Origin of the sequence: Burkholderia sp. BKH01, assembly GCF_025685725.1 — a bacterium.
Lineage (GTDB): Bacteria > Pseudomonadota > Gammaproteobacteria > Burkholderiales > Burkholderiaceae > Burkholderia > Burkholderia pyrrocinia_C.
The window spans coordinates 15,793-40,748 of the sequence record NZ_JAOTQT010000010.1; the positions used below are offsets into that span (position 1 = coordinate 15,793).

22 protein-coding genes and 1 tRNA gene are annotated in these 24,956 nt (G+C 66.0%); 10 read left to right on the forward strand and 13 right to left on the reverse strand.

The features are described 5' to 3' along the window. The first annotated feature begins 353 nt into the window (after positions 1–353). Positions 354–2,534 carry an ornithine decarboxylase gene (locus tag OEJ37_RS16755; protein WP_263344897.1) on the forward strand — a complete coding sequence of 727 codons (2,181 nt, stop codon included), beginning with the start codon at positions 354–356 and terminating at the stop codon, positions 2,532–2,534. Positions 2,535–2,626: 92 nt separating this feature from the next. On the opposite strand, the gene OEJ37_RS16760 is transcribed toward OEJ37_RS16755, so the two are convergent. The 3 genes from OEJ37_RS16760 to OEJ37_RS16770 all read right to left on the reverse strand — a co-directional run bounded on the left by OEJ37_RS16760 (position 2,627) and on the right by OEJ37_RS16770 (position 5,073). Then, complete coding sequence (locus OEJ37_RS16760; RefSeq protein WP_263344899.1) at positions 2,627–3,784, reverse strand: iron-containing alcohol dehydrogenase; 1,158 nt, start codon at positions 3,782–3,784, stop codon at positions 2,627–2,629. Further along, a complete protein-coding gene (locus OEJ37_RS16765; RefSeq protein ID WP_263344900.1) occupies positions 3,781–4,116 on the reverse strand; it encodes a putative quinol monooxygenase in 336 nt (111 codons plus the stop codon). Before OEJ37_RS16765 ends, OEJ37_RS16760 begins: the two co-directional genes overlap by 4 nt. Positions 4,117–4,356: 240 nt before the next feature. Next, on the reverse strand, positions 4,357–5,073 hold the full coding sequence (locus OEJ37_RS16770; RefSeq protein ID WP_263344901.1) for an SDR family oxidoreductase: 717 nt from the start codon (positions 5,071–5,073) through the stop codon (positions 4,357–4,359). Positions 5,074–5,206: 133 nt separating this feature from the next. On the opposite strand from OEJ37_RS16770, the gene OEJ37_RS16775 reads away from it, so the two are divergent. After that, the gene (locus OEJ37_RS16775) at positions 5,207–6,184 is read left to right on the forward strand and encodes a LysR family transcriptional regulator (protein WP_174420572.1); all 978 of its coding nucleotides are present in this window, start codon (positions 5,207–5,209) and stop codon (positions 6,182–6,184) included. A gap of 41 nt (positions 6,185–6,225) precedes the next feature. Here the strand turns inward: OEJ37_RS16775 and OEJ37_RS16780 are convergent, their stop codons facing one another. Next, positions 6,226–6,963 carry an SDR family oxidoreductase gene (locus OEJ37_RS16780; RefSeq protein WP_174420525.1) on the reverse strand — a complete coding sequence of 246 codons (738 nt, stop codon included), beginning with the start codon at positions 6,961–6,963 and terminating at the stop codon, positions 6,226–6,228. A gap of 103 nt (positions 6,964–7,066) precedes the next feature. Between OEJ37_RS16780 and OEJ37_RS16785 the strand changes: the two genes are divergently transcribed. The 5 genes from OEJ37_RS16785 to OEJ37_RS16805 all read left to right on the forward strand — a co-directional run bounded on the left by OEJ37_RS16785 (position 7,067) and on the right by OEJ37_RS16805 (position 10,934). Next, complete coding sequence (locus tag OEJ37_RS16785; RefSeq protein ID WP_263344903.1) at positions 7,067–8,011, forward strand: LysR family transcriptional regulator; 945 nt, start codon at positions 7,067–7,069, stop codon at positions 8,009–8,011. 151 nt (positions 8,012–8,162) lie between these two features. Next, complete coding sequence (locus OEJ37_RS16790; protein ID WP_174420527.1) at positions 8,163–9,551, forward strand: nucleobase:cation symporter-2 family protein; 1,389 nt, start codon at positions 8,163–8,165, stop codon at positions 9,549–9,551. A gap of 342 nt (positions 9,552–9,893) precedes the next feature. Further along, positions 9,894–10,028: a hypothetical protein gene (locus OEJ37_RS16795; RefSeq protein ID WP_263344904.1), complete on the forward strand. Its 135-nt coding sequence runs from the start codon at positions 9,894–9,896 to the stop codon at positions 10,026–10,028. A 106-nt stretch (positions 10,029–10,134) separates the two neighbouring features. Continuing rightward, positions 10,135–10,371, forward strand: coding sequence for a hypothetical protein (locus OEJ37_RS16800; RefSeq protein ID WP_174420528.1), 237 nt, complete (start codon positions 10,135–10,137; stop codon positions 10,369–10,371). Positions 10,372–10,616: 245 nt separating this feature from the next. After that, a complete protein-coding gene (locus OEJ37_RS16805) occupies positions 10,617–10,934 on the forward strand; it encodes a hypothetical protein (protein ID WP_174420529.1) in 318 nt (105 codons plus the stop codon). 542 nt (positions 10,935–11,476) lie between these two features. Here the strand turns inward: OEJ37_RS16805 and OEJ37_RS16810 are convergent. Beyond that, positions 11,477–11,701, reverse strand: coding sequence for a hypothetical protein (locus OEJ37_RS16810; RefSeq protein ID WP_254624665.1), 225 nt, complete (start codon positions 11,699–11,701; stop codon positions 11,477–11,479). Positions 11,702–12,027: 326 nt separating this feature from the next. On the opposite strand from OEJ37_RS16810, the gene OEJ37_RS16815 reads away from it, so the two are divergent. Continuing rightward, positions 12,028–12,432 carry an NUDIX hydrolase gene (locus OEJ37_RS16815; RefSeq protein WP_263344906.1) on the forward strand — a complete coding sequence of 135 codons (405 nt, stop codon included), beginning with the start codon at positions 12,028–12,030 and terminating at the stop codon, positions 12,430–12,432. 92 nt (positions 12,433–12,524) lie between these two features. Here OEJ37_RS16815 and OEJ37_RS16820 read toward each other — a convergent pair whose 3' ends face one another. The 8 genes from OEJ37_RS16820 to fdnG form a co-directional block, all read right to left on the reverse strand. Next, positions 12,525–12,737, reverse strand: coding sequence for a hypothetical protein (locus OEJ37_RS16820; RefSeq protein WP_175917727.1), 213 nt, complete (start codon positions 12,735–12,737; stop codon positions 12,525–12,527). Between the two features lie 205 nt (positions 12,738–12,942). Continuing rightward, positions 12,943–13,038 (reverse strand) — tRNA-Sec (locus tag OEJ37_RS16825). A gap of 32 nt (positions 13,039–13,070) precedes the next feature. Next, a complete protein-coding gene (gene selB, locus OEJ37_RS16830) occupies positions 13,071–14,996 on the reverse strand; it encodes a selenocysteine-specific translation elongation factor (protein ID WP_263344907.1) in 1,926 nt (641 codons plus the stop codon). Then, positions 14,993–16,432 (reverse strand): L-seryl-tRNA(Sec) selenium transferase, encoded by a 1,440-nt coding sequence (gene selA, locus OEJ37_RS16835; protein WP_263344909.1) that lies wholly within the window; start codon positions 16,430–16,432, stop codon positions 14,993–14,995. Before selA ends, selB begins: the two co-directional genes overlap by 4 nt. Before the next feature lie 80 nt (positions 16,433–16,512). Further along, entirely contained in the window at positions 16,513–17,448 is a 936-nt protein-coding gene (gene fdhE / locus OEJ37_RS16840) for a formate dehydrogenase accessory protein FdhE (protein WP_263344910.1), read from the reverse strand. Positions 17,449–17,554: 106 nt separating this feature from the next. Then, positions 17,555–18,181: a formate dehydrogenase subunit gamma gene (locus OEJ37_RS16845; RefSeq protein WP_263344912.1), complete on the reverse strand. Its 627-nt coding sequence runs from the start codon at positions 18,179–18,181 to the stop codon at positions 17,555–17,557. Further along, positions 18,178–19,092 carry a formate dehydrogenase subunit beta gene (gene fdxH, locus OEJ37_RS16850; RefSeq protein ID WP_034179967.1) on the reverse strand — a complete coding sequence of 305 codons (915 nt, stop codon included), beginning with the start codon at positions 19,090–19,092 and terminating at the stop codon, positions 18,178–18,180. Before fdxH ends, OEJ37_RS16845 begins: the two co-directional genes overlap by 4 nt. Positions 19,093–19,102: 10 nt before the next feature. Next, the gene (gene fdnG, locus OEJ37_RS16855; RefSeq protein ID WP_175941659.1) at positions 19,103–22,174 is read right to left on the reverse strand and encodes a formate dehydrogenase-N subunit alpha; all 3,072 of its coding nucleotides are present in this window, start codon (positions 22,172–22,174) and stop codon (positions 19,103–19,105) included. A 142-nt stretch (positions 22,175–22,316) separates the two neighbouring features. On the opposite strand from fdnG, the gene OEJ37_RS16860 reads away from it, so the two are divergent. Together OEJ37_RS16860 and OEJ37_RS16865 are read left to right on the forward strand one after the other, a co-directional pair. After that, complete coding sequence (locus OEJ37_RS16860) at positions 22,317–23,237, forward strand: YihY/virulence factor BrkB family protein (protein WP_263344915.1); 921 nt, start codon at positions 22,317–22,319, stop codon at positions 23,235–23,237. 434 nt (positions 23,238–23,671) lie between these two features. Beyond that, complete coding sequence (locus OEJ37_RS16865; RefSeq protein ID WP_263344916.1) at positions 23,672–24,829, forward strand: porin; 1,158 nt, start codon at positions 23,672–23,674, stop codon at positions 24,827–24,829. Positions 24,830–24,956 lie beyond the last annotated feature (127 nt).

Consider the following 24,956-nt stretch of genomic DNA (forward strand, 5'->3'; position numbering starts at 1 on the left):
AAGCCGACGATTCGGCGAAACCGTCTGCCCCTTTCAAATCGGATTTCATAATTGGATCATTTTTATGTGCATTGCAGCACGCCGATTCCAGATTATTTGATCCTACTCATATTTCAATGACATTGATGTTTCCGGTCGATTGAATTCGCCGGATTTTGTTGCTACGATCGGCTGCGTCGCGCACTGACTGGCGGCAGCCGTGCCCCGCTGCGCAAGGCTGCTTCGTGCGGTGCGCATTCGGCATTCAGCATTCGCGGGAGCGTTTCAATCGGCTGCAGCGCGTATCGGATTACGCGGATTGTGCGCCGGCGTGAATGCGGCTCCCGTTTCCGCACCTTTACGGGAGAATTCGCGTGAGCCTGTTGAAAATCGCAGTCGAGCCGGCGCTGATTGGCGCCTTCCTCACCACGCACGAACAGGTCGACGTATTTCAGACCGATTTCACGAATATCGCGGCAATCGTGGTCGGAATCGATTCGGCGCAAAAAATCCTGAAAGTCGTCGAAAGAACCGGCTTCGCGATTCCGTTCTTCGTCGCGGTCGAGCCCGACCAGGAAGTGCCGCCGTCGGTCCTGCCGAGCGCGAGCGGCGTGATCCAGCTCGGGCACGGCAGCCGCCACTATTACGGCCGGCAGATTTCAGCCGCCGCCGATATCTACAGCGAGAACCTGCTGCCGCCGTTCTTCAAGGTCATGCGCGAATACGTGCAGCGCGGCTACGTCGAGTTCGACTGCCCCGGCCACCAGGGCGGCCAGTTCTTCTCGAATCATCCGCTCGGCCGGATGTTCGTCGACTTTTTCGGCGAGACGCTGTTTCGCGCCGACCTCTGCAACGCGGACGTCCGGCTCGGCGACCTGCTGATCCACGAAGGCCCCGCGCTGGAAGCGCAGCGCAACGCCGCGCGGATCTATAACGCCGACAAGACCTGGTTCGTGCTGAACGGCACGTCGACGTCGAACAAAGTCGTCACGAGCGCGCTGCTCGCGCCCGACGACCTCGTGCTGTTCGATCGCAACAACCACAAGTCGGTGCACCTCGGCGCGCTCGTGGTGTCCGGCGCGAGGCCCGTCTACCTCGAGACCGCGCGCAACGCATGGGGCCTCATCGGCGGCGTCGACAGCGCGGCGCTCGACGAAATGCGCATTCGCGACGCGATCCGCGACGTCGCGCCCGAGCGCGCCGACCTGCCGCGCCCGTTCCGGCTCGCGGTGATCCAGCTCGGCACCTATGACGGCACGATCTACAACGCACGCGAGATCGTCGACCGGATCGGGCATCTGTGCGACTACATCCTGTTCGATTCGGCGTGGGTCGGCTACGAACAGTTCATCCCGATGATGCAGGACTGCTCGCCGCTGATGCTGACGCTCGGCCCCGACGATCCCGGCATCTTCGTCACGCAGTCGGTACACAAGCAGCAGGCCGGCTTCTCGCAGACGTCGCAGATCCACAAGAAGGACAGCCACATCGAAGGCCAGAAGCGTTTCTGCGATCATCGGCGCTTCAACAACGCGTACATGATCCATGCGTCGACGAGCCCGTTCTACCCGATGTTCGCGGCGCTCGACGTCAATGCGCAGATGCACGCGGGCCCGGCCGGCAAGCGCCTGTGGCGCGACTGCGTCGCGCACGGCGTCGATGCGCGCAAGCTGCTGCTGAAGACCTGCCGCCAGATCCGCCCGTTCGTTCCGCAGCATGTCGATGGCCGCCCGTGGGCCGACTACCCGACCGAGCAGATCGTCGACGACCTGCGCTTCTTCCGCTTCCATCCGGCCGACACGTGGCACGGTTTCGAAGGCTATGCGAACGACCAGTACTTCGTCGATCCGTGCAAGCTGCTGCTGACGACGCCCGGCATCGATCGCGACACGCACGAGTACGCACCGTTCGGCGCGCCGGCGCCGATCCTCGCGCGCTACCTGCGCGAGCACGGCGTCGTGCCCGAGAAGGCCGACCTGTATACGATCCTGTTCCTGCTCACGCCGTCGGAAAGCTTCGGCAAGCTGCAGCATCTGGTCGCGCACCTCGCGCAGTTCGAACGCCATCTCGACCAGGACACGCCGCTGCGCGAAGCGATCCCGTCGTTGTGCGAAGCGTATCCGGAGCTGTACGGCAACATGCGCCTGCGGCAGTTGTGCCAGCGCATGCACGATTTCTACCGCAGCCACGACATGAAGCATCTGCAGAAGCAGATGTTCCGGCGCGCGCAGTTCCCGAAGCAGGCGATGCTGCCGCACGCCGCGAATGCCGAGCTGATCCGCAACAACGTCGAGCTCGTCACGCTCGATCGCATCGAAGGCCGGATCGCGACCGAAGGCGCGCTGCCCTATCCGCCCGGCATCTTCTGCGTGGTGCCCGGCGAAGCGTGGGGCGGCCCGGCGCTCGACTACTTCCGCGCGCTCGAAGCCGGGATCAACGCGCTGCCGGGTTTCGAGCCGGAAATCCAGGGCGTTTATCTGCAGACGAAGCCGGACGGCACGAAGCAGGCATCGGCGTACGTGGTGGCCGGCGACACGCGCGCGTCGCTGGCCTGAGCGCGTCGGGGCCCGGCCCGCACTGGAAAACGCACGAGCATCGTGACGGTCGCCGCAGCGCTCCGGCCGGTCGAGCGCTTACGCCTGCCGCATCACCACGCCTGCCGATAGATCGCCAGCGCGTCGGCCGCCGTCACCTCGCGCGGATTGTTCACGAGCAGGCGCGTCTGCAGCATCGCGTCCGACGCCATCCTCGGCAGGTCGCCCTCGCCGATGCCGACTTCGCGCAGCGTGCGCGGGATGCCCGTCGCGACGATCAGCCGGTCGATCTCCGCGATCAGCGCATGCGTCCTCGCTTCGTCGCTGCCCGTCGCCGACGGCGCGACGATCGCCGCGAGTTCCGCATACAGCGGCGCGGCGGCCGGCGCGTTGAAGCGCAGCACGTGCGGCAGCACGAGCGCATTCGACAGCCCGTGCGGCACGTGGAAGATCCCGCCGACCGGATAGGCCAGCGCATGCACGGCCGCGACCGGCGCGTTCGCGAACGCCTGCCCGGCGAACATCGCACCGACCAGCATCGACTCGCGCGCGTGTCGGTTGTGGCCGTCGTCGCAGGCCGCGAGCAGGTTGCGCGACAGCAGCGTCAGCGCGTGCACGGCCAGCATGTCGGACACCGGATTCTTCAGCCGTGCGGACGTATAGGCTTCGATCGCGTGCACCATCGCGTCGATGCCCGTCGCGGCGGTCGCCACGCGCGGCAGGCCGAGCGTCAGCTCGGCGTCGAGGATCGCGACGTCCGCGAACAGGTGCGGCGACACGACGCCCATCTTGCGCGCCTCGCCGACCGTGACGATCGAAACGGCCGTCACCTCGGAGCCCGTGCCGGCCGTCGTCGGCATCTGCACGAGCGGCAGCCGCGCGCTCGCGACCTTGTCGACGCCATACATGTCGGCCAGCGCCTGCTGCCCCGGCGCAAGCACCGCGATCAGCTTCGCGACGTCCATCGACGAACCGCCGCCCAGGCCGAGCACGATCTCGGCATCGGCCGCGACGGCCCGCGCGGTCGCTTCGAGCACCACGTGCTCGGGCGGATCGGCGATCACGTCGTCGAGCACGGTGACCTGCCAGCCGTGCGCGGCGAGGCTCTCCAGCGCGGGTGCGAGCACGCCGCTGCGATGCAGGAACGCGTCGGTGACGACGCACAGCCGCACGAGCGCCGGAAAGCGATCGCGCAACAGCGCGCCGAGCCGGCGCGCGGCGCCGAATTCGACGATCTGCGTCGGAACGGTACGGAATTGAAACGGGTTCATCGGGTGCCTCCCGGAGGCGTCGCCGTGCCGGTGTCCGGCTGCACCATGTAGCGTGACACGTCGCGGCGATCGAGCAGCGGAAAGATTGCCCCGATCCCGATCCGCTGGAAATGCGGCGTTTCCCGATGCATGTCGAGGCCGCCCGCGTCGCTGTAACGCTCGAGGATCACGATGTGGTCGGGATCGACCGGCGAGCGGAAATACGCGTAGTCGAGATTCATCGGCTCGGCGCGCGTCGCGGGCGCGAGTTCCGCGAGCAGCTCGATCACGCGGTCGCCGTTGCCCGGCTTCGCGTAAAAATGTGCGATGACCTGCAGGTAAGGTTCATTCATGCGGGGCTCCGTGTTCGACAAACACCCGTCACGACGACGCACGCAATGCGCAGCGAACCGGATGGTTTCGAACGCGATGGCCCGACGCCGTGTCACTGACTCGGCGTCCATTGTATTGAATCGGCCATGCGTTCGCAGTGCCGCGCCCGGATCGCTGAAAACCGGTCGAATCCCGCCACACCGTCAGGGCGAGCCGGCGCACAACCGGCCGCGCCCCTCCACCCGCCGATACGCCGACGTCTACCACGGCACCGTCCGCCCCAGATAGTCGAGGTATTCGAGCCCGCGGCGCGCACGCTTTGCGATCAGCACGTCGACGAGGCTCGGCACGCTCTCGTCGATGGTCAGGCGCGCATCGGGTCCGCCCAGCTCCGTGCGGACCCAGCCGGGCGCCATCAGCGCCAGCGCACGCGGCGTGTCGGCCTGCCGCGCCGCGAAGCTGCGCATGAACTGGTTCAGCGCGGCCTTGCTGCCGCGATAGACCTCGCGCATCCCGCTGACGTTGTTCGCGACGCTGCCCTGCCCCGACGACATCGCGCCGATCAATCCGTCGGCGGTCACAAGATCCTGCAGCGCGTCGATCACGCGCATCGGTGCAAGCGCGTTCGTGATCATCACGCGCACGAACTCGTCGGTCGTCACTTCGCCGATCGTTTCGTTCGGGTCGTTGGTCGTCCCCGCATTCACGAACAGCATGTCGAAGCATCTGCCCGACAGGCGCTCGCGCAGCGCGGCCAGTTGCGCCGGCTCGCAGATGTCGAGCGTGTCGATCCCGAGCCGGCCGTCGAACCGGTCCGCCAGGTCGTGCAGCTTCGTGCGTCCCGATCCTTCACGCACGGTGCCCGTTACGTTCCAGCCCTTGTTCAGGAATTGCTCCGCCATCGCAAGCCCGAGGCCGCGCGAAGCCGCGACGAGCAGGATCGAGGGTGCGTTCGGGTTCGATACGGTCGATTGCATGGTTGCTGCCTTTGCCGGATTTCATGATGCGCCCACTATAGGCGTACACCGGACCATGCACCAGACGCACCGGATGCAATCGATAGTTGCATTGAACGACATGCCAAACCACGCAGTGGCGTATCCTGTCCGCATGGAAGACATCGACCTGAATCTCGTTACCGCGCTCGACGCGCTGCTGTCGGAAGGCAGCGTGACGGGCGCGGCGCGCCGGCTTGGCCTGAGCACGTCCGCCATGAGCCGCACGCTCACACGGCTGCGGCTCTCCACCGGCGACCCGTTGCTCGTGCGCGCCGGGCGCAAGCTCGTGCCGACGCCGCACGCGGCTGCATTGCGCGACCGCGTGCATGCGATCGCGAGCGACGCGCGCGCCGTGCTGCGGCCGGCGACGGCCGACGTTGACATGGCGACGCTCGCATCCACGTTCACCATTCGCGCGTCGGCGTCGTTCATGGAAATGCTGTCCGGCCCGGTGGTCGCCGCGATCGGCGAAGTCGCGCCGCACGTGCGCATCCGCTTCGTGCCCAAGCCCGACCGCGATCCGCAAGCGCTGCGCGACGGCACCGTCGATCTGGAAATCGGCAAGCGCGGCGACGACGCGCCGGAGCTGCACACGCGCATGCTCGGTCACGACTGGCACGTCGCGGTGGCGCGCGCCGGACACCCGCTGTTCGCGTCGGCCAGGATCACGCCTGCGCGCTATGCGGCCTGCCGTCACGTGATCGCATCGCAGCTCGGCGATTTCAGCGGACCGACCGACGCACCGACCGGCCCGTCCGGCCCGAGCCAGGCCGTGCACGTCGTCGTCCCCGGCTACCCCGATGCGATGCGTGTCGCGGCCAGCACCGACCTGATCGCACTGGTGCCGCGCTCGAGCCTCGGCAACGCGTTCTCGCCGGGGCTCGCGGAAGCCCTCGGGCTGCGCAGCTTCGAGATCCCGGTCCGCCTGCCCGCGATCCTCGTCTCCGCGCTATGGCATCCGCGCATGCACGCCGACCCCGTCCACCGCCGCCTGCGCGACGCGGTCATTGCGGTCTGCCAGCGCGCGTATCCCGATTCCCGCGCGCCACGCGCACCGGCGCGCAGCACGAAAACACGCACGGCCGGCTGACGCCGCGCGTACCCGAAGCCGGCCCGCACGACGCGCACGGCTCAGACCAGCCGGCCACCGCCGTCGATGTGCAGGATTTCGGCATTCATGAAACCGTTGCCCAGCAGGAACGCGATCGCCTCCCCGACTTCGTCGGCACGGCCGACACGGCCGCCCGGCAGCGCCGATGCGGCTCCCGCGAGGATCGCATCGCGCGCTTCCGGGCCGAACGCGTCGTACAGCGGCGTCTCGACGAAACCGGGCGCGACGACGTTGACGCGAATCGGCTTCAGTTCCAGCGCGAGCGATTGCGCCAGCGCTTCGACGCCCCGCACGGCGGCAGCAATCACGGACGTGCCTTGCGCGGACGGACGATCCGACAGTTGCCCGCCCGTCAGCACGATCGAGCCGGTCGCGGGCATCAGCGGCAACGCGGCCCGGATCGCGTAGACCGGCCCGGCGATGCGCTCCTGTACCGCGGCGAGCAGATGATCGGGATCGGTCTCGCTCAGCTTGCCGGCGATGAACCGGCCGGCCGTGACGACCAGGTGATCGACGCGCGTCATCGTATCGAATACGGCCTGCACCGCGTGCCTGTCCGCGATATCGGCCACCGCGAAACGCGCGCCGCCGATCGCTTGCGCGGCGGCCTCGAGCTTCGCGCGGGTCCGGCCGACCAGCGTGACGCCGGCGCCTCTCGCCTTCGCGGCCGCCGCGGCCGCGAGGCCAATTCCGGAGCTCGCGCCGAATATCACCACGTGCGCGCCGTCCAGTGTCGAAGATTGCAGTGCCTCGTTCATCTCGGTTCCTCATCAGGGAGTGAAGGTTTGCGAACGTTAGGTCATTCTCTATTACACGGGAACGTGGGACACTTGAATATGGTTCATTCCATAAGGGAATAAGATGGATTCGCTGCGATCCATGCGCGTGTTCGTCCGCGCCATCGAGCTGGGCAATTTTTCGGCGGTCGCTCGCGAGGAAGGCACCGGCCAGCCGACGATCAGCAAGATCGTCGCCGCGTTCGAACAGGAACTGGGCGTTCGCCTGCTCGAACGCTCGACAACCAGCCTCGCGCCGACCGACGAAGGCCGGCGATTCTACGATCGCTGCAAGCGCGTGCTCGACGAATACGAAAGCGCGGTGGCCGACGTGCGCGGGCAAACGCTGCGGCCGGTCGGCAAGCTGGTCGTCAACGCGCCGCTGGGGCTGGGCGAGTTGAGGCTGAACGCGCTCGTGCTCGAATTCCTCGCCGCGTGGCCGGAAATCGACGTCGAGCTTCATTTGACCGATCGCGTGATCGATCTGGTCGAGGAAGGCGTCGATGTCGCCATTCGCCTCGGCCACTTGCTGCCGCCGGATGTCGTCGCACGCAACATCGCGTCGTCGCCGCGCCTGCTGGTGGCCGCGCCGGCGTATCTGTCGCGGGCGCCGAGGATCCGCCGGCCGGAAGACCTGGCGAAGCACGAGTATGTCGGATACGCGCGCGCGGACATCATCGGCAGCGAACTGGAATTCGCGCGAGGCGACGAGAAGATCGCCGTTCCGGTACACGGCCGGTATCGCGTGAATAGCTCGATCGCGCTGCGGGAATGCTTCCTGGCCGGGAACGCGGTGGGCAGCGCGCCGGCGTGGCTCGTTCAGGACCTGATCGACACCGGGCAACTCGTCCGCTTGCTGCCGAAGTGGGACATGGTTCCGCCGCATGCGCTGCACCTCGTGTATGCGTCGCGCCGGTATCTGCCGCTCAGGACCCGCACGTTCCTGCAATTCATGGAGCAGCGGATTCCGGAATTGCCCGGGTTCAGCGCGACGACGACAGCCGCAATCGCATCGCGGCAAACCCGCTGACCGACGGCCGCCACGATCACGGCCGGCCGGGCGCCGATCCGTCGCCGTTTCCCCGCTCCGTCGAATCCCCGCTATTGCGGCGCGCACCGGCGGCGCCGGCGGGCCCTTCGGATAAAATGCCGCACTTTCCACCTTGTCCGGCCCGCTCGCCATGCAACCCGCCTCCCACGCCCAACCCGCCTCCCACGGCGCAGACGCCGCAGAATCGGCCCGCGACCTCGTCTACGGCCCGAACGACCGGCCGGCGCCGATGGTCGCCTTCGTCGCCGCGCTGCAGCACCTGCTGGCGATCATCGTTCCGATCGTCACGCCCGGCCTGCTGATCTGCCAGGCGCTCGGCGTGTCCAGCCGCGATACGACCCTGATCGTATCGATGTCGCTGGTGATTTCCGGCATCGCCACCTTCGTCCAGTGCAAGCGCTTCGGCCCGCTGGGCGCCGGCCTGCTGATCGTCCAGGGCACCAGCTTCAACTTCGTCGGCCCGCTGATCGCGGGCGGCAGCCTGATGGTCAAGCAGGGCACGCCGGTCGAGACCGTGATGGCCGCGATCTTCGGCGTCGTGATTGCCGGTTCGTTCGTCGAGATGAGCGTGTCGCGCATCCTGCCGTTCGTGAAGCGCCTGATCACGCCGCTCGTCACCGGCATCGTCGTGCTGCTGATCGGCCTCACGCTGATCAAGGTCGGCCTCGTCAGCATGGGCGGCGGCTATGGCGCGATGGCCAAGGGCACGTTCGCGAGCGCGGAGAACCTGACGCTGTCCGGCCTCGTGCTCGGCACGATCATCCTGCTGAACCGCGTGCCGATCGTCTGGGTGCGCAGCACCGCGCTCGTCATCGCGCTCGCGATCGGCTACCTCGCGGCCGCGTTCCTCGGCCGCCTCGACTTCACCGGCATGCAGCAGGCCGCGCTGTTCCAGGTTCCGACGCCGCTGCACTTCGGCATCGGCTTCTCGTGGTCGCTGTTCGTGCCGATGCTGATCATCTACCTCGTCACGTCGCTCGAAGCGATCGGCGACGTCACCGCCACCAGCAAGATCTCGAACGAGCCGGTCGAGGGGCCGGTGTGGATGCAACGAATCAAGGGCGGCGTGCTCGTCAACGGCGCGAACTCGCTGCTGGCCGGCGTGTTCAATACGTTCCCGAGCTCCGTGTTCGCGCAGAACAACGGCGTGATCCAGATCACCGGCGTCGCGAGCCGCCATGTCGGCATCTGGATCGCGGGGATGCTCGTGGTGCTCGGCCTGTTCCCGGTCGTCGCCGGCGTGCTGCAGGCCGTTCCGGAGCCGGTGCTGGGCGGCGCGGCGATGGTGATGTTCGGCGCGGTGGCCGCATCGGGCATCAACATTCTCGCGGGCGTGCAGCTCGACCGCCGCGCGCTGCTGATCATCGCGGTGTCGCTGGCGCTCGGCCTCGGCGTGTCGCAGGTGCCGGACATTCTGAACAGCCTGCCGCATGCGCTGAAGAACGTGCTGGAATCGGGTGTCGCAACGGGCGGCATCTGCGCGCTCGTGATGAACTGGTTCCTGCCGGAACAGAAGTAAGGACCGGACGCGTGGCAACCACGCGGTGTTTCAGGCACCGCGTCGGCCAGCCCGAACGCCGGTTCAACCCGACCGCGCCAGACAGCCACAGCCTCGCACCGGAGGCATTCCGCGTCGCCCGAAATAAGATGGCCACCCGAAGGGCGACGCGCGTATGATGAACTCATCCGGGCATTCGTGAGCCGTTCGACTGCTCGCCCTCCGTCTCCCTTCTTGCTGCATCGCGCTCACGTTCGCACGCAGCATTACGCTTTACGCCCCACCCCGTCGCGCCACACTGGCGATACTGGCCGGACGCGTTCGTCCCGCGAGTCGTCGCGACCGAACGTTCAGAAGCTCGTCATGAGCGTGCGTCTCCGTCTTGGATTCGAACGTTGCCCGCTCATGTTCCGTCATGTGCCGGCGCAGAACGACCGCGCGCGTGACGACGGCGCCGGCTTCGACGCAGCGGTCGGGATTTTGCCCGTGGGGCACTGAGAACAACATCGCTCGAAATTTGCCCGCGCGGCGGCTGTCGAGTGAAGTCAGACGCACTCGCCGTGCAGCAAGCCAAGAATCGAACCATAACCGGGAGTCGGCAAACATGAGCTGGTACTGCGATGTGGAGCGCGAACTGGCTCACATTAGGGGAGCGATCGGACTGCTCGAGCAAACACATGACGCCTTCATCAACCGATCGCCAGTGAGCGATCCGGCGTATTGGCGTGTCAAGCTCGACACACTCCGGACACGATTTGAGCGCAATAAGGTACTCGAACGCCAAATCAATGAACTGTTCGCTCGCCTCGATCGAATCCGGGATCCGAACTTCCGCAAATAAGAATCTGCCACGCGTGTCCGAGCATTCGATTGCGCTCGATTCGGGACCAGGCACATCTTGAATGCCGAATTGCAGGCTGCAGTATCGGCTCGGCGAACGCAGTATCAGCGGCGGCGGCCGTCGCGCGAGTCGCTTCAACCCGGCCACACTCGCGAATCGGTCCGTCATCCTTATCGATTTTTCCGGCATGTACGCAGCCCGGGAAGCAGCCAGACCGGGACCATGCCGGACTTCGGAGCAATATCATGACTGATGCCACCCCAAACAGCACCTTTCGGCACCTTCCACTGACACCCGAACAGGATGCGGAGATCCGCCACTACATCAAGAAAAAGGAACAACGCGGCGAACCGTGGGACACCCCGGAACTGGCGACGATGCTCAGAGACATGCTCGATCCTCCCCCCACCGACGATGAAGAGCCCGTCGCCGACGTCGAGGAAACGAAGCTGGCCTGCGAGTATGCATTGGCCTCGATCGACGAGGCCATGGAACCCGTTTCCGCGAGTGAGGAACGAAACGCGGCAATGGAAGCCGAGGAGATGAAACACCCCAGGGGGTAGTGCGCCCGTGGCCCGATACTCGAGCCGAAGCTGCAACGCCGCCCTGATCCTGATCGCCTTTGTATCGCCCTTCTGTATCGTTGCCGCTTGCGAAAGGTGGACCGAATGCCGTGCGCACGATCCTGACGCCGCAAGCTGCGTCGACATCGTGCCCGAAGACGGGTGATGTCGCGCAAGGCCCGGTTGACGAAAACGAACTCCGTGGAGACTCACCCCAGGCAAGCTTTGCGTTCGACCTGGACTGTCCAGCCGTGCGCCCACTTAGTCGCGTATGCAGCCGCATCGTCACGCACATCGAAGCCGGCCAGATCGCCGCCGGCGTGCGCTTGTCCCTGACTTCAGCCGGAAGAACCAGAATGATCCCCGCACTGGTTGATCGACCCCGCCCGCCTCGTTCGACAGGAAGATGCGATCGCTGCTTGCTTCCGACCTGATCGCAGGCATTGCACCCGAGTCGAGTGCGTCTCGCCATCCCGGCCGAATCCCGTTTCCACCAAACCGCGGCAGCGCAGGCCCTGTGCCGACGGCCGCTCAGAAGAAGTTCAGTGCGCCCATGGCTGGCCACGCCGCGCGATCGAGGCCACGACGATATTCAACACATGGCGGACGACGCCCTCATCCGTCATGCCCGCATCGAGGTACTGGCGCACCTTCATGATCCGTGGCTGATGGGAGCCGTCGTCATTGTCCATCACGAAAATACTGGCCGTTCCGGCATCGGTCATCAGCGCTACCTGAATGGTCTTGCCGCAAACGATCGTTTGCATGCTTAGGGTAGTCATTGCCGTGCCCGGTCTGGTTATTGGGGTCTCAAGTATGCGCCCCTATAGCCGGGCGAATCCTCCTGTAAACGCTCCCTTTCCAGCCGATTCGCCGGTAATTCGCACGCTGCGGGCAGCTTTGCCTTCCTGGCCCGATTGCGGTGCCGATCGGGCGAGCTTGTTTTGCGTCCAGCCCCGACGGTTCCGGGTGCTCGCATACGTCATCCTGCACATGACCCGTTTCCGCATGATTGAGCGGTTCCGGCCGATGCTGCCTTGGCACCGCGATCAACGGTGGCTAGAATCTCGCCAGTGCCTATGCCCTTGAGCCCATGAGTTCCCCACAATCGACCGCGGTACCCATCAAAGAACGGTCGACGATCGTCTGCTACCGCGACAGCCGGGTGTTGCTCGTCGCGCGCGCGTCGTCGCGCTGGGCCCTTCCGGGCGGCACGATCAAGCGCGGGGAAACACCGCTCGAAGCCGCGCATCGCGAGTTGTGCGAAGAAACCGGCATAACCGGCCAGAATCTCGTTTACTCGATGCATTTCACCGGGCTCGCGAAGGCACATCACGTGTTCTTCGCGGAAGTCGGCCCGGACCAGACACCGCAAGCGAACAACGAGATCGAGAAATGCAGGTGGTTTCCCATCAACGGCGTCGACGAATTGCGCGCGAGCATCCCGACGAAGCGAATCGTCGAACTCGTCTATAACCACGAAATCCGCAAGTCGTAGCCCGCACGAAACCCCGCGCGGCTCGCGCAGAGCGCACGCCCGAGCCGTCGCCGGCTCGAGTTGCTTTTCACGGGTCGGCGCCGCGCGATCGCTCAGTGCGCGCGCTTTCTTCGTAACTCGTGCGTGGAATAAACGACGAGGAAGATGCCCAGCATCGCGGCACCGGACGCCATGAAGTCGTTTGCGGTTCCCGATCCGTGCAGGGACGTCGGGAAGATGCCGAGACTCAGTCCTGCGGCGGCAAGAAGCAATCCTGCAGCCACACCCCAGATCGGTCCGGCGGTCTTTTCGATTTTATTTTTCATGCAGCACCCGTCTACAGTCATTACCTGGTCGGTATCGGCAAAAGGCGCCGCGCCTACCTCCAGTAATTTCACTATAGCCGGGAAATAATTCGCAAACTTTCAGTGCTTTTCCCGATCAAGTTTTCTCGTTTACGGCCGCTGTGCAGCGCCGGCGCCACGGCGAAAGTGCGCGCCGTCAAGCACGCCGATTCGCAAGAAAACGGGATGGCGGAAGGCAGCAGGAGTCGAACCTACCCGGGAGTGTCTGACACCCCCAACCGGATTTGAAGTCCAGCCGTACCACCGGATACGAATGCCTTCCGTGACGAGAAAAACCAAAAGAACAACGAGCGCCTACGCCTGAATACCCACCCAACCGCTGTCAGGCCGCAGGAAGTGAAGATCGCGGCGGAAGCGAGTATACCCAACCCGATCGAAGAACTCGAGAATCTGGATCGCGCGCTTGCGGCCGAGCCCCGTCGCGTCGCGAAACGTCGCGGCATCGAGCCCGCCTCCCTGCGAAGGCGCGAGATGCGCGACCAGTTCCGCCAGCTCGCGTACGACATCCGCGTGATAGAACAGGTCGCGCACGACCTGGTGCACGTCGCCGCGCCGCGCGAGCTTGCGCAGCAGCGTGCGCACCGCGTCCTCGGCCGCGCCCGTGTCGCGGGCCAGGTCGCGTACCCACGGCGGATCGAAGCGCCTCGCATGAATCAGCGGCAACAGTTGCCGCGCCAGCGCTTCCTCGCGCGAATCGAGGTTCACCGAATGCGACGGCAGATGCAGCCACGGACCGCTTCGCGCGACTTCGCCGCCGCCCACCAGCGCATCGACGAGCGCGCGCCACAGCGCATCGCCGGCGAGCGGCGCCGCCATCCGCCGCAGGCGCGCGGCGTCGAGCCCCTGCTCGTCGGGCATGCGCTCGTGATACGCGCGCAGCGTCTCGATCGCCCGCGTCTGCAGCGCGCGCCAGTGCGCATGCGAAATCACCGCGCCGTCGTTCGACGCGGCATCGCGCTGCCCGATCGCCAGCGCGTCGTCGGGCAACGCGAGCGCGCCCGACGCAAAACCGGTGAGATGCGTGAGCATCGCGCGCGGGATGCCGAGCGGCGCCTGCGCGAGCAGCGCATCGAGGCGCCCCGCGTCGAGCCACTCGGCGAGCGCATCGAGCCACGCGCGGCGCGCGGGCGTGCGGCGCTTGCGCGCCGGCCCGAACGGATCGAGCACGCGACCGCCGCCGACGGTGCGCGTCGCCTGCGGATTGCGGACGATGAACCGGTCGCCCGGCAGCGCGAACACCGGTTCGTCGAATACCAGTTGCACGCGCATGCGCTGGCCGGCCGCGAGCGTGTCGCCGTCGAGCAGCGCGACATGCGCGACGCGATGCAGCGTGCCGAGATGCACGTGCAGCGGCGCCCAGTGCGTCAGCGTCAGCCCCGCGTCCGCGAGCAGCGTCAACTCGACGTCCACGCGCGGCGACGTCGCGGCGAGCCGCGCATCGGCGACGGTATCGCCGCGCTCGACGTCGGCCTTGTCGACGCTGGCCAGGTTCAGTGCGCAACGCTCGCCCGCGCGGCCGGACTCGACCGGCCGGTTCTGCGCATGGATGCTGCGCACGCGCGCCGCGCCGCCCGTGCGCACGATCGCGAGCGTGTCGCCCGTCGCGACGCGGCCCGCGAACGCGGTGCCCGTCACGACGGTCCCCTGCCCCGCGAGCGTAAACACGCGATCGACCGCGAGCCGGAACAGGCCGTCGTCGCGGCGCGCGCGCCATGCGATCGCCGCGTCGGCCAGGTGACGCTTCAACGCGGCGACGCCCGGATCGTCCACGGCCGTCGCACGGGTTTCGAAGATCGGCGCGTCGGCCAGCGTCGAGTCGTGCAGCCATGCGGCGATCTCGTCGCGCACCTGGGCGACCCGCGCGGCGTCGACACGATCGCACTTCGTCAGCGCGACCGCGCCGTGCGTGACGCCGAGCAATTGCAGGATCGCGAGATGCTCGCGCGTCTGCGGCATCACGCCGTCGTCGGCGGCGATCACGAGCAGCGCGAAGTCGATCCCGCACGCGCCGGCCGCCATCGTGTGAATCAGCTTCTCGTGGCCCGGCACGTCGATCAGGCCGAGCACGTCGCCGTTCTCGAGCGGCGTATACGCGTAGCCGAGCTCGATCGAGATGCCGCGCGCCTTCTCTTCCTTCAGCCGGTCGGTATCGACGCCCGTCAGCGCGCGCACAAGCGTCGTCTTGCCGTGGTCGATGTGCCCCGCGGTACCGACGATCATGCGGCGGGCTCCGCGGGCGGCACGCATTGCGCGACGAATGCCGCTTCGTCGGCGGCTTCGAGGCAGCGCAGGTCGAGCCGCAGCGCGTTGTCAGCGATGCGGCCGATCACCGGGCGCGGCCATTCGCGCAGCCGCTTCTCGAGCTGCGCAAGCGCGCGGCCGCCGCGCTTACCGTCCGGCGTGCGCACGACGAGCCCCGCGCTCGGCAACTGGTCGACCGGCAGCGCGCCGCTGCCGATCTGGCTGAACATCGGTTCGACCGTCACGTCGAAACCATTGCCGAGCGCGGCCTGCAGCGCCGGGCGCACGCGCTCGGCGGCCTCGGCGATCTCGCGCTGCGGACGCGTCAGCAGGCGCAGCGTCGTGAGCCGCTCCCGCAGGAACTCGGGTGCCTGGTAGAGCCGCAGCACGGGCTCGAGCGCCGCGAGCGTCAGCTTGCCGACGCGCAGCGCGCGCTTGAGCGGATGTTTCTTGATCTTCGCGATCAGTGCGCGATCGCCGACGATCAGGCCGGCCTGCGGCCCGCCGAGCAGCTTGTCGCCGCTGAATGTGACAACGTTTGCGCCGGCGGCGACGGTTTCCTGCACGGTCGTCTCGTGCGGCAGCCCCCATAACGACAGGTCGGCGAGCGTGCCGCTGCCGAGGTCGACTGCGACCGGCAGCCCGTGCTCGCGCGCGAGCGCCGCGAGTTCGGCGAGCGTCGTCTCCTTCGTGAAGCCGCTGATCGCATAGTTGCTGCAGTGCACCTTCATCAGCAGCGCGGTGCGGGGGCCGATCGCGTCCGCGTAGTCGCGCAGATGGGTGCGGTTGGTCGTGCCGACCTCGCGCAACCTGGCGCCGGCGCGACTCATGATGTCGGGAATCCTGAAGGCGCCGCCGATCTCGACCAGCTCGCCGCGCGACACGACGACTTCGCGCTTCGTCGCGAGCGCCGACAGCGTCAGCAGCACCGCCGCCGCATTGTTGTTGACGACGGTCGCCGCTTCCGCCCCCGTCAGTTCGCACAACAGATCGTCGATCAGGTCGTCGCGATCGCCGCGACGGCCGGTGGCGAGATCGAATTCGAGGTTGACGGGCCGCGTAAGCACGTCGATCACCGTGCGCACCGCGTCGTCGGGCAACAGCGCGCGCCCGAGGTTCGTATGCAGCACGGTGCCGGTCAGGTTGAACACCGTGCGCACGGCGCCGGCGCTCTGCGTGGCCAGCGTGCGCGCGACGGCCGCGGCGATGCGCGGCTCGTCGAGCGGCTCGGCCGCCGCCGGATCGTGCTGCGCGGCGGTACGCCAGCGTTCGAGTTCGGCGCGCACGGCGTTCAGCACGCGCGTGCGGCCATGGTCAGCAAGCAGCGGTTGCAGCGGTGCCGACGACAGCACGCGCTCGACCGACGGCACACGCGCCAGTACTGCATTCAGTTCATTCACACCCGGTTCGGTCACGTGGTAGTGGCTCCAGTCTCAGCTTCGCAGTCGGCCGAGGCCGGCGCTCGCGCACCGCCCCCGGCTCCGGCCCCGTGCCGTCAATCCGCTTCCCGCGAGACATCCGGCCACAGCAGCGGGTTCGGCGAACTGCGCTGGTATCCGGCCTCGTTCATCAGCAGGTCGAGCGTGAGACTCGCGAGATCGTCCGCCAGCGGCTCGAACTCGTAGTCCTTCTCCTGATAGCCGATCTTGCGGTAGGTCTTGCACTCGTCGCACGATTCGGCCTTGACGGCTTCGCTGCCGCCCTCGATCCCGTGGTATGCGATGCCCTTCGTCGAATCGCAGTGCGTGCACTTGGTGCGCACCATGTGCCACTCGGTCGTGCACAGCCCGCACTGCAGGAAGCGGTAGCCCTGGAACTGGCCGCCCACCCGCACGACGCTCGCGACCGGATACGAGCCGCACACCGGGCACAGCCCCGGCTGGTCGAGATACGGAACGTCGGCCGGCGTCACGCGGCTGGCGAGATCGGTCCACACGACCTGCAGCGCGGCCATCAGGAACGGCGCGGTGGCCGGGTCGACCTCGGCGAAACGCAGCGCGAGGATCGCGTCGGCCTGCGCGTCGAGTTCGGCGGGCGCCATCAGGCGCAGCCGGTCGAGCAGCTTCGCGAGCGGCGGATTGATGAGCCCCGCGCCTTCGACGCGATCGAGCAGTTCGTACAGCACGGCGCGCCAGCGCGGATCGCGCTCGCCGTCGAGCGCCGGCACGAGCGGCATCGAATGCTGCTGCGCACGCGCGATCGCTTCCTGCGACGGCAGCGGCAGCTCCAGCGTCTGCAGCGTCGCGTGCTGCGCATCGGCGACGGTGGCCATCAGCCGCAGGTAGCCGCTGATCGGGTTCAGGTCGGCAAGCTTGCGCAGCCGCGCGGCGCGCGCCGAAAACACGGTGGCGCGCTCCGGCAGGCGAAAGCGCGGAATGGCCGAATGATCGAGTGCCGAGATCTCGGTCGGTTCGAGAATGCGTTGTGTCACAGAAATGTATTCCAAATAAACAAGCGCCGACGGATCGGCGCTTCGGGCGGTTCCGACGGCTGACGGAGCGGCCCGCCGCGATCGGCGAGCCGCCCGCTCCGGTGCGTTATTTCACGCTTTCACGGAACCACTTCGGGTGATGCTTGCGAGCCCAGCCCAGCGTGACGGTGCCACGCACCATCGCGCCGATCGAGCCCTTCACCCACAACGCCGCGTAAATGTGCACGATGATGCTCGCGATCAGCACGAAGGCCGCCACGGCATGCACGACAGCGGCCGCGCGGATCACCCCGATCGGGAAGTAGAACGAGAAGTAGCGCCGCCAGATCACGATCCCCGACAGCAGGAGCAACAGCAGGCACACCACCAACGTAAAGAATAGCAGCTTCTGCCCAGCGTTATAGCGGCCGACGGGCGGCAGCTTGTCTTCCTGGTTGGTCAGCACGTCGCCGATCTGCTTCAGCCACTGCCGGTCGTCTGCGTCGAGCGCGTTGTGGTGCCAGAAGCGCACCACCAGGATCACGAACGACACGAACATCACGAGGCCGACGAACGGATGCAGGATCCGCGTCCACTGGCCGCCGCCGAACAGCGCGGTCAGCCAGAACATCGACGGATGGAACAGCGCGAGCCCGGACAGCGCAAGCAGCACGAACGTGATCGCGGTGATCCAGTGGTTCGTGCGCTCGTTCGCCGAGTAGCGGACGATCAGGTTGGGGTCGTCGTGCTTCATTTCGCGTCCTCCTTGATGCGTCGCGCCTCGTCGCGCGCGGCCGATTCCTCGTCGTCGCTCACCTCGTTCGGACCGACCCGGACATAGTGGAAGAACCCGGCAAGCGCCGTCAGCGCGATGCCGGCGACCGCGAGCGGCTTCGCGATGCCCTTCCACAGCTTCACCATCGGGCTGATCGACGGATTGTCGGGCAGCCCGTGGTACAGCGACGGTTTGTCGGCATGGTGCAGCACGTACATCACGTGCGTGCCGCCGACGCCCTGCGGGTCGTACAGCCCCGCATGCTCGAAGCCGCGCTCCTTCAGGTCCTCGATCCGCTCGGCCGCGTGCTGCTTCATGTCCTCCTTGGTGCCGAACACGATCGCGCCCGTCGGGCAGGTCTTCACGCAGGCCGGTTCCTGGCCGACCGCGACGCGGTCGGAACAGAGCGTGCACTTGTACGCGCGATGATCCTTCTTCGAGATCCGCGGAACGTTGAACGGGCAGCCGGTCACGCAATAGCCGCAACCGATGCAGTTCTCCTCGTGGAAATCGACGATCCCGTTGTTGTACTGCACGATAGCGCCCGGCGACGGACACGCCTTCAGGCAGCCCGGATCCTCGCAGTGCATGCAGCCGTCCTTGCGGATCAGCCATTCGAGGTCGCCGGCCGGGTTCTCGTATTCGGAAAACCGCATGACCGTCCAGGAGTGCTCGGTCAGGTCGGCCGGGTTGTCGTACACGCCGACGTTGGTGCCGACCTCGTCGCGCAGGTCGTTCCACTCCATGCACGCCGTCTGGCATGCCTTGCAGCCGATGCACTTCGATACGTCGATCAGCTTCGCGACGCTCCCGGTCACCGGTTCGCGCACCGTGGGCGGTGGCGTCGTGGTGGCCGAGACGCGCTTGATATCCAGCGATTGCAATGCCATCTCTTTCCCCTTACGCCTTTTCGACCTTCACCAGGAACGACTTGAATTCCGGTGTGTACGAGTTGCCGTCACCCACGGACGGAGTCAGGGTATTGGCGAGATAGCCGGGCTTCGTCAGACCCTTGAAGCCCCAATGCAACGGGATGCCGACCGTCTGGACCTTCTTGCCGTCGACCGTCAGCGGCTTGATCCGCTTCGTGACGAGTGCGACCGCGATGATGTAGCCGCGCTTGGACGACACCTTCACGCGTTCGCCATGCGCGACGCCGACTTCCTTCGCGAGGTCTTCGCCGATCTCGACGAATTGCTCGGGCTGGATGATCGAGTTCAGCCGCGCATGCTTGGTCCAGTAGTGGAAGTGCTCGGTCAGCCGGTAAGTCGTCGCGGCGTGCGGGAACTCCGGTGCCTTGCCGAACGACGCGCGGTCGTCCGGGAACACGCGGGCGGCCGGGTTGTTCAGCGCCTGCGGGTTGTTCGGGTGCAGCGGGTTCGTGCCGATCGGCGTCTCGAACGGCTCGTAGTGCTCGGGGAACGGACCTTCGTTCATCCCCGCACGCGCAAAGAAGCGCGCGACGCCTTCCGGGTTCATGATGAACGGCCCCATCCCGTTCTCGGGCGGTTCGTCCGCCTTGAAGTCCGGTATGTCGGGGCCCGCCCACGCCTTGCCGTTCCAGCCGATCAGCTTGCGGGTCGGGTCGAACGGCTTGCCGCTCACGTCGCACGATGCGCGGTTGTACAGAATCCGCCGGTTCGCCGGCCAGGCCCACGCCCAGTTCAGCGTCTGGCCGATGCCGGTCGGATCCGAGTTGTCGCGCCGCCCCATCTGGTTGCCGGCCTGCGTCCAAGCGCCGCAGAAGATCCAGCAGCCGCTCGCGGTCGTGCCGTCGTCCTTCAGCTGCGCGAACGCGGCGAGCTGCTCGCCCTTCTTCACGAGCGTCTTGGCCGGATCCTTCGGGTCGGGCAGATCGGCGAGCGCACGCCCGTTGAACTCCATCGCGAGCTCTTCGGGCGTCGGGCTTTCCGGATTCGCGTACGGCCAGGTCAGGTTCACGATCGGGTCCGGGTACTTGCCGCCGTCCGCCTGGTACATCTTGCGCATGCGCAGGAACAGCCCCGACATGATCTCGAGATCGCTCTTCGCTTCGCCCGGCGGCTCCGCGCCCTTCCAGTGCCATTGCAGCACGCGGCTCGAACTCACGAGCGAGCCGTTTTCCTCCGCAAAGCACGTGGTCGGCAGACGGAACACCTCGGTCTGGATCTTCGACGCATCGACGTCGTTGTAGTCGCCGTGATGCCTCCAGAACTCGGATGTCTCGGTCGCGAGCGGATCCATGATCACGAGCCACTTCAGCTTCGCGAGCCCCGCGGCCGTCTTCACCTTCGACGGCGCCGCCGCGAGCGGGTTGAAGCCCTGGCAGATGTAGCCGTTCATCTTGCCGGCATTCATCAGCTCGATCGCCTGCAGCAGGTCGTACTGCTTGTCCAGCTTCGGCAGGTAGTCGTAGCCCCAGTTGTTCTCGGCGGTCGCCGCATCGCCCCACCACGACTTCATGAAGCTGACGTGGAACGCCTTGTAGTTCTTCCAGTAGCTCAACTGGTTCGGCCGCAGCGGCAACTGCACGCGCTTCTTGATGTAGCCGTCGAAATCCTGCTCGGACTGCATCGGCAGCGTCATGTAGCCCGGCAGCAGGTTCGACATCAGCCCGAGGTCGGTCAACCCCTGGATGTTCGAGTGGCCGCGCAGCGCGTTCATCCCGCCGCCGGCAATGCCGATGTTGCCGAGCAGCAGCTGCACCATCGCGCCGGTGCGGATGATCTGCGAGCCGATCGAGTGGTGCGTCCAGCCGAGCGCGTACAGCACCGTGCCGGCGCGGCCGGGAACGGCCGTCGTAGCGAGCATCTCGCACACCTTCAGGAACTTCTCCTTCGGCGTGCCGCAGGTCTGCTGGACCATGTCCGGCGTATAACGCGCGTAGTGCTGCTTCAGCATGTTGTACACGCAGCGCGGATGCTGCAGCGTCGGGTCGACCTTCACGAAACCGTCGTCGCCGCGCTCGTAGTCCCAGCTCGATTTGTCCGGGTACGCGTGTTTCTCCGCGTCGTAGCCGGAATAGATGCCGTCGTTGAACGCGAAATCCTCGCGCACGATGAACGTGAAGTCCGTGTAGTTCTTCACGTACTCATGCTGGATCTTGTCGTTCGTCAGCAGATAGTTGATGACGCCGCCCAGGAAGACGATGTCGGTGCCGGTGCGAATCGGCGCGTAATAGTCGGCCACCGAGGCCGTACGCGTAAAGCGCGGGTCGACGACGATCAGCCGCGCCTTGCGGTGCGCCTTCGCCTCCGTTACCCACTTGAAACCGCACGGATGGGCCTCGGCAGCATTGCCGCCCATCACGAGAATCACATCCGCGTTCTTGATGTCGACCCAATGGTTCGTCATCGCTCCACGGCCAAACGTCGGGGCAAGACCTGCCACCGTCGGGCCATGTCAGACACGCGCCTGATTGTCGAATACGAGCATTCCCAGGCTGCGGACAGCCTTGTGCGTCAGGTAACCGACCTCGTTGCTGCTCGCCGACGCGGCCAGCATGCCGGTCGTGAGCCAGCGGTTGACCTTCGCGCCGTCTTCCGCCGTCTCGACGAAGTTCGCGTCGCGGTCGGCCTTCATCAGCTTCGCGATCCGGTCGAGCGCGTCGCTCCACGAGATGGGCTCCCACTTGTCCGAGCCCGGCGCCCGGTATTCGGGGTGCGTCAGGCGATTCGGGCTGTGGATGAAGTCGATCAGGCTCGCGCCCTTCGGGCACAGCGTGCCGCGATTGACGGGATGGTCGGGATCTCCCTCGATATGGATGATGCTCGGCTGCGCATTCTTCGCGCCGTCTCCGAGGCTGTACATGAGGATGCCGCAACCCACTGAACAGTAAGGGCAGGTGTTGCGCGTTTCGACGGTGCGCGCCAGCTTGTACTGTCGGACTTCGGCAAGCGCTTCGGATGGAGAAAAGCCCATCAGGGCAAGACTCGATCCGGCAAGCGACGTGGCCGTCACCTTCAGGAACTGGCGCCGGGACATTTGTAGCATGGTGGTCTCGGCGTTATTGTGGGGTGGAGGAAACTGAAAGGAATTATAGACAGTCCGCGCAACTATGTTCGAATCCTCGGATCAATACTGAATTGTCCGATTATCAACGGTGACCGCCGCACGGCATCTCGACCGAACCCTCATGAAACGACAGATCACCACCGACGCGACCCGTCTTGCCCAACGACAGGCCAACTGGGCCCTCACCGCGTTCAAGCGCTTCTCGTCCGACCGCTGCTCCGCGATGGCCGCGGGCATCGCGTTTTTCTCCGCGTTCTCGCTCGCGCCGACGCTCGTGATGGTGATCGCGGTGGCCGGCTGGTTCTACGGCGACGACGCCGCGCGCGGCCAGGTGTTCGAACAGGCGCACCAGTTGATCGGCAACGACGCGGCGGCCAGCATCCAGACGATCGTGCAGAACGCGCACCGCGCGGGAGAGCGCGGCGGGCTCGCGACGCTGATCTCGTTCGCCGCGCTCGCGATCGGCGCGTCGGCCACGTTCGCGTCGCTCAGCGCCGCGCTCAGCGTGATCTGGCCGGCCACCGAAAACCGCTGGTCGAGCATGCTCGGGCTCGTGCGCGTGCGGCTGATCTCGTTCGGGCTCGTGCTCGGCGTCGCGTTCCTGCTGATCGTGTCGCTCGTGCTCGACACCGCGATCACGTTCGTCGGCACCTGGCTGCTGGGCGATTCGCCGTATGTCGTCGTCACGAACATCGTGCAGTTCTTCGTCGGCATCGCGGTGCTCGCGGCCGCGTTCGCCGCGTTGATGAAGTTCCTGCCCGATGCACGCGTCGCGTGGCGCGACGCCGCGGTCGGCGGAGTGGTGTCCGCGATCCTGTTCTCCGGCGGCAAGAAGCTGTTCGCGCTGTACCTCGCGCATGCGGGCACCGCGAGTGCGTTCGGCGCGGCCGGATCGTTCGCGGTCCTGCTGATGTGGCTGTACTTCTCTGCAATCGTGCTGCTGCTCGGCGCGGAATTCGCGGCGGCCCGCGGCAACGCGCATCGACCCGCCGGCATCGCACCGACCGTATCCGCTCAAACCGTTCGCATGCGCGACGACTGATTCACCCGCCTGTTCCGCAAAGCGGCTGCGCGCCGGCATCGCGCGCGCCGCGAAATGACTTCCCGCACACCCGCCGACTTCTGGCAACCACGCCGTCCGCCGCGCATTCGCGCGGCGTCGACACGTTCCTTGCACGCCGGCGCGTTCGTCTCTGCAACCGCAAACGTTTGCAGCTACTCATTTCCTTGCTCCAACCGGCCGAAACGGGGCATCTGCCGCAATGTGCACCAAGTACTGAAACAATCGCACCGCAGCAACTGTCAACTATTTCAAAAACAGGAACGGTCGTTGATGTGCTTGATATATATAGACTTTTTTATGCTGTTACCTTTTCGAGACACTTTATTTTTTAAGCTTTCTTGCGTCGATGGCACTGAGCTATTCTCCAATCCGCAACAAATAACGATGAATCACTTGCGTGGAGAATCTCAACGATGAAGAAACTTGCTCTCTCGACCCTCTCGCTCGCCCTGCTGGGCGCCGCCGGCGCTGCTCAGGCTCAATCGAGCGTGACGCTGTACGGCGTGATCGATACGTCGATCACCTATGTTCACGGTAACGACGGTCAAGGCAACAATTCGTGGTCGATGGGTAGCGGCAACCTGCAAGGCGCCCGTTTCGGCCTGAAGGGTGCCGAGGACCTCGGTGGCGGCCTGAAGGCGATCTTCCAGTTGGAAAACGGCTTCAACTCGGCATCGGGTGCACTGGGCCAAGGCAAACGCATGTTCGGTCGCCAGGCTTTCGTCGGCCTGGAAAGCAACCAATACGGTACGCTGACGCTGGGTCGCCAGTATGACCCGATCGTCGACCTGGTCCAGGGCGTGACGGCTGACAACTATTTCGGCAGCGTCTTCGCAACGCCGGGCGACGTCGACAACAACGACAACAGCCTGCGCGTCAGCAACGCGATCAAGTACACGTCGCCGGTGTTCGCCGGCTTCCAGGTCGAAGGCATGTACGCCCTCGGCGGTGTTGCAGGCAAGACGGGCTCCGGCCAAACGTGGTCGGTCGCAGCTGCTTACAACAACGGCCCGGTCGGCGTTGCTGCCGGCTACTTCTACGCGAACAACCCGACGCCGGCTTCGGGCTTCCGTAACGACTGGACGTCGACGACGTCGGACAACATCGTCGACGGCCCGATCAACGCGGGTTACGTATCGGCGAAGTCGATCGGCATCGCGCAAGTCGCAGGCCAGTACGCAATCGGCCCGGTGACGCTCGGCCTCGGCTACAGCAACGCACAGTACAAGCCGGACGCATCGTCGGGCTTCGGTTCGACCGAGAAGTACAACACGGGCCGCGCGTTCGTGACGTACCAGGTCACGCCGCCGGTGCTGCTGGGCCTCGGCTACTCGTACACGAAGGCGAGCGGCAACACGGACGCCAAGTACCATCAGGTTTCGCTGGGCGCGGACTACTCGCTGTCGAAGCGCACGGACATCTACCTGGTCGGCGCTTACCAGCACGCGAGCGGTACGCAACTCAATGCGGACGGCACGACGTCGGCAGCGCAAGCATCGGTCGGCTCGTATGGCATCGCCGGCACGAAGACGCAGGAAATCGTCGCACTCGGCCTGCGCCACAAGTTCTAAAAACGATGTATCCGGCGTGCATGGCGTCTCCGACGCCTTGCCGCCGAACTGGAAAGCCAGCCCCGGTTTCGGCCGCGGCTGGCTTTTTTTCGTCCATCTCCCGCGTGCCTGCGGCGCCAGCACGGGC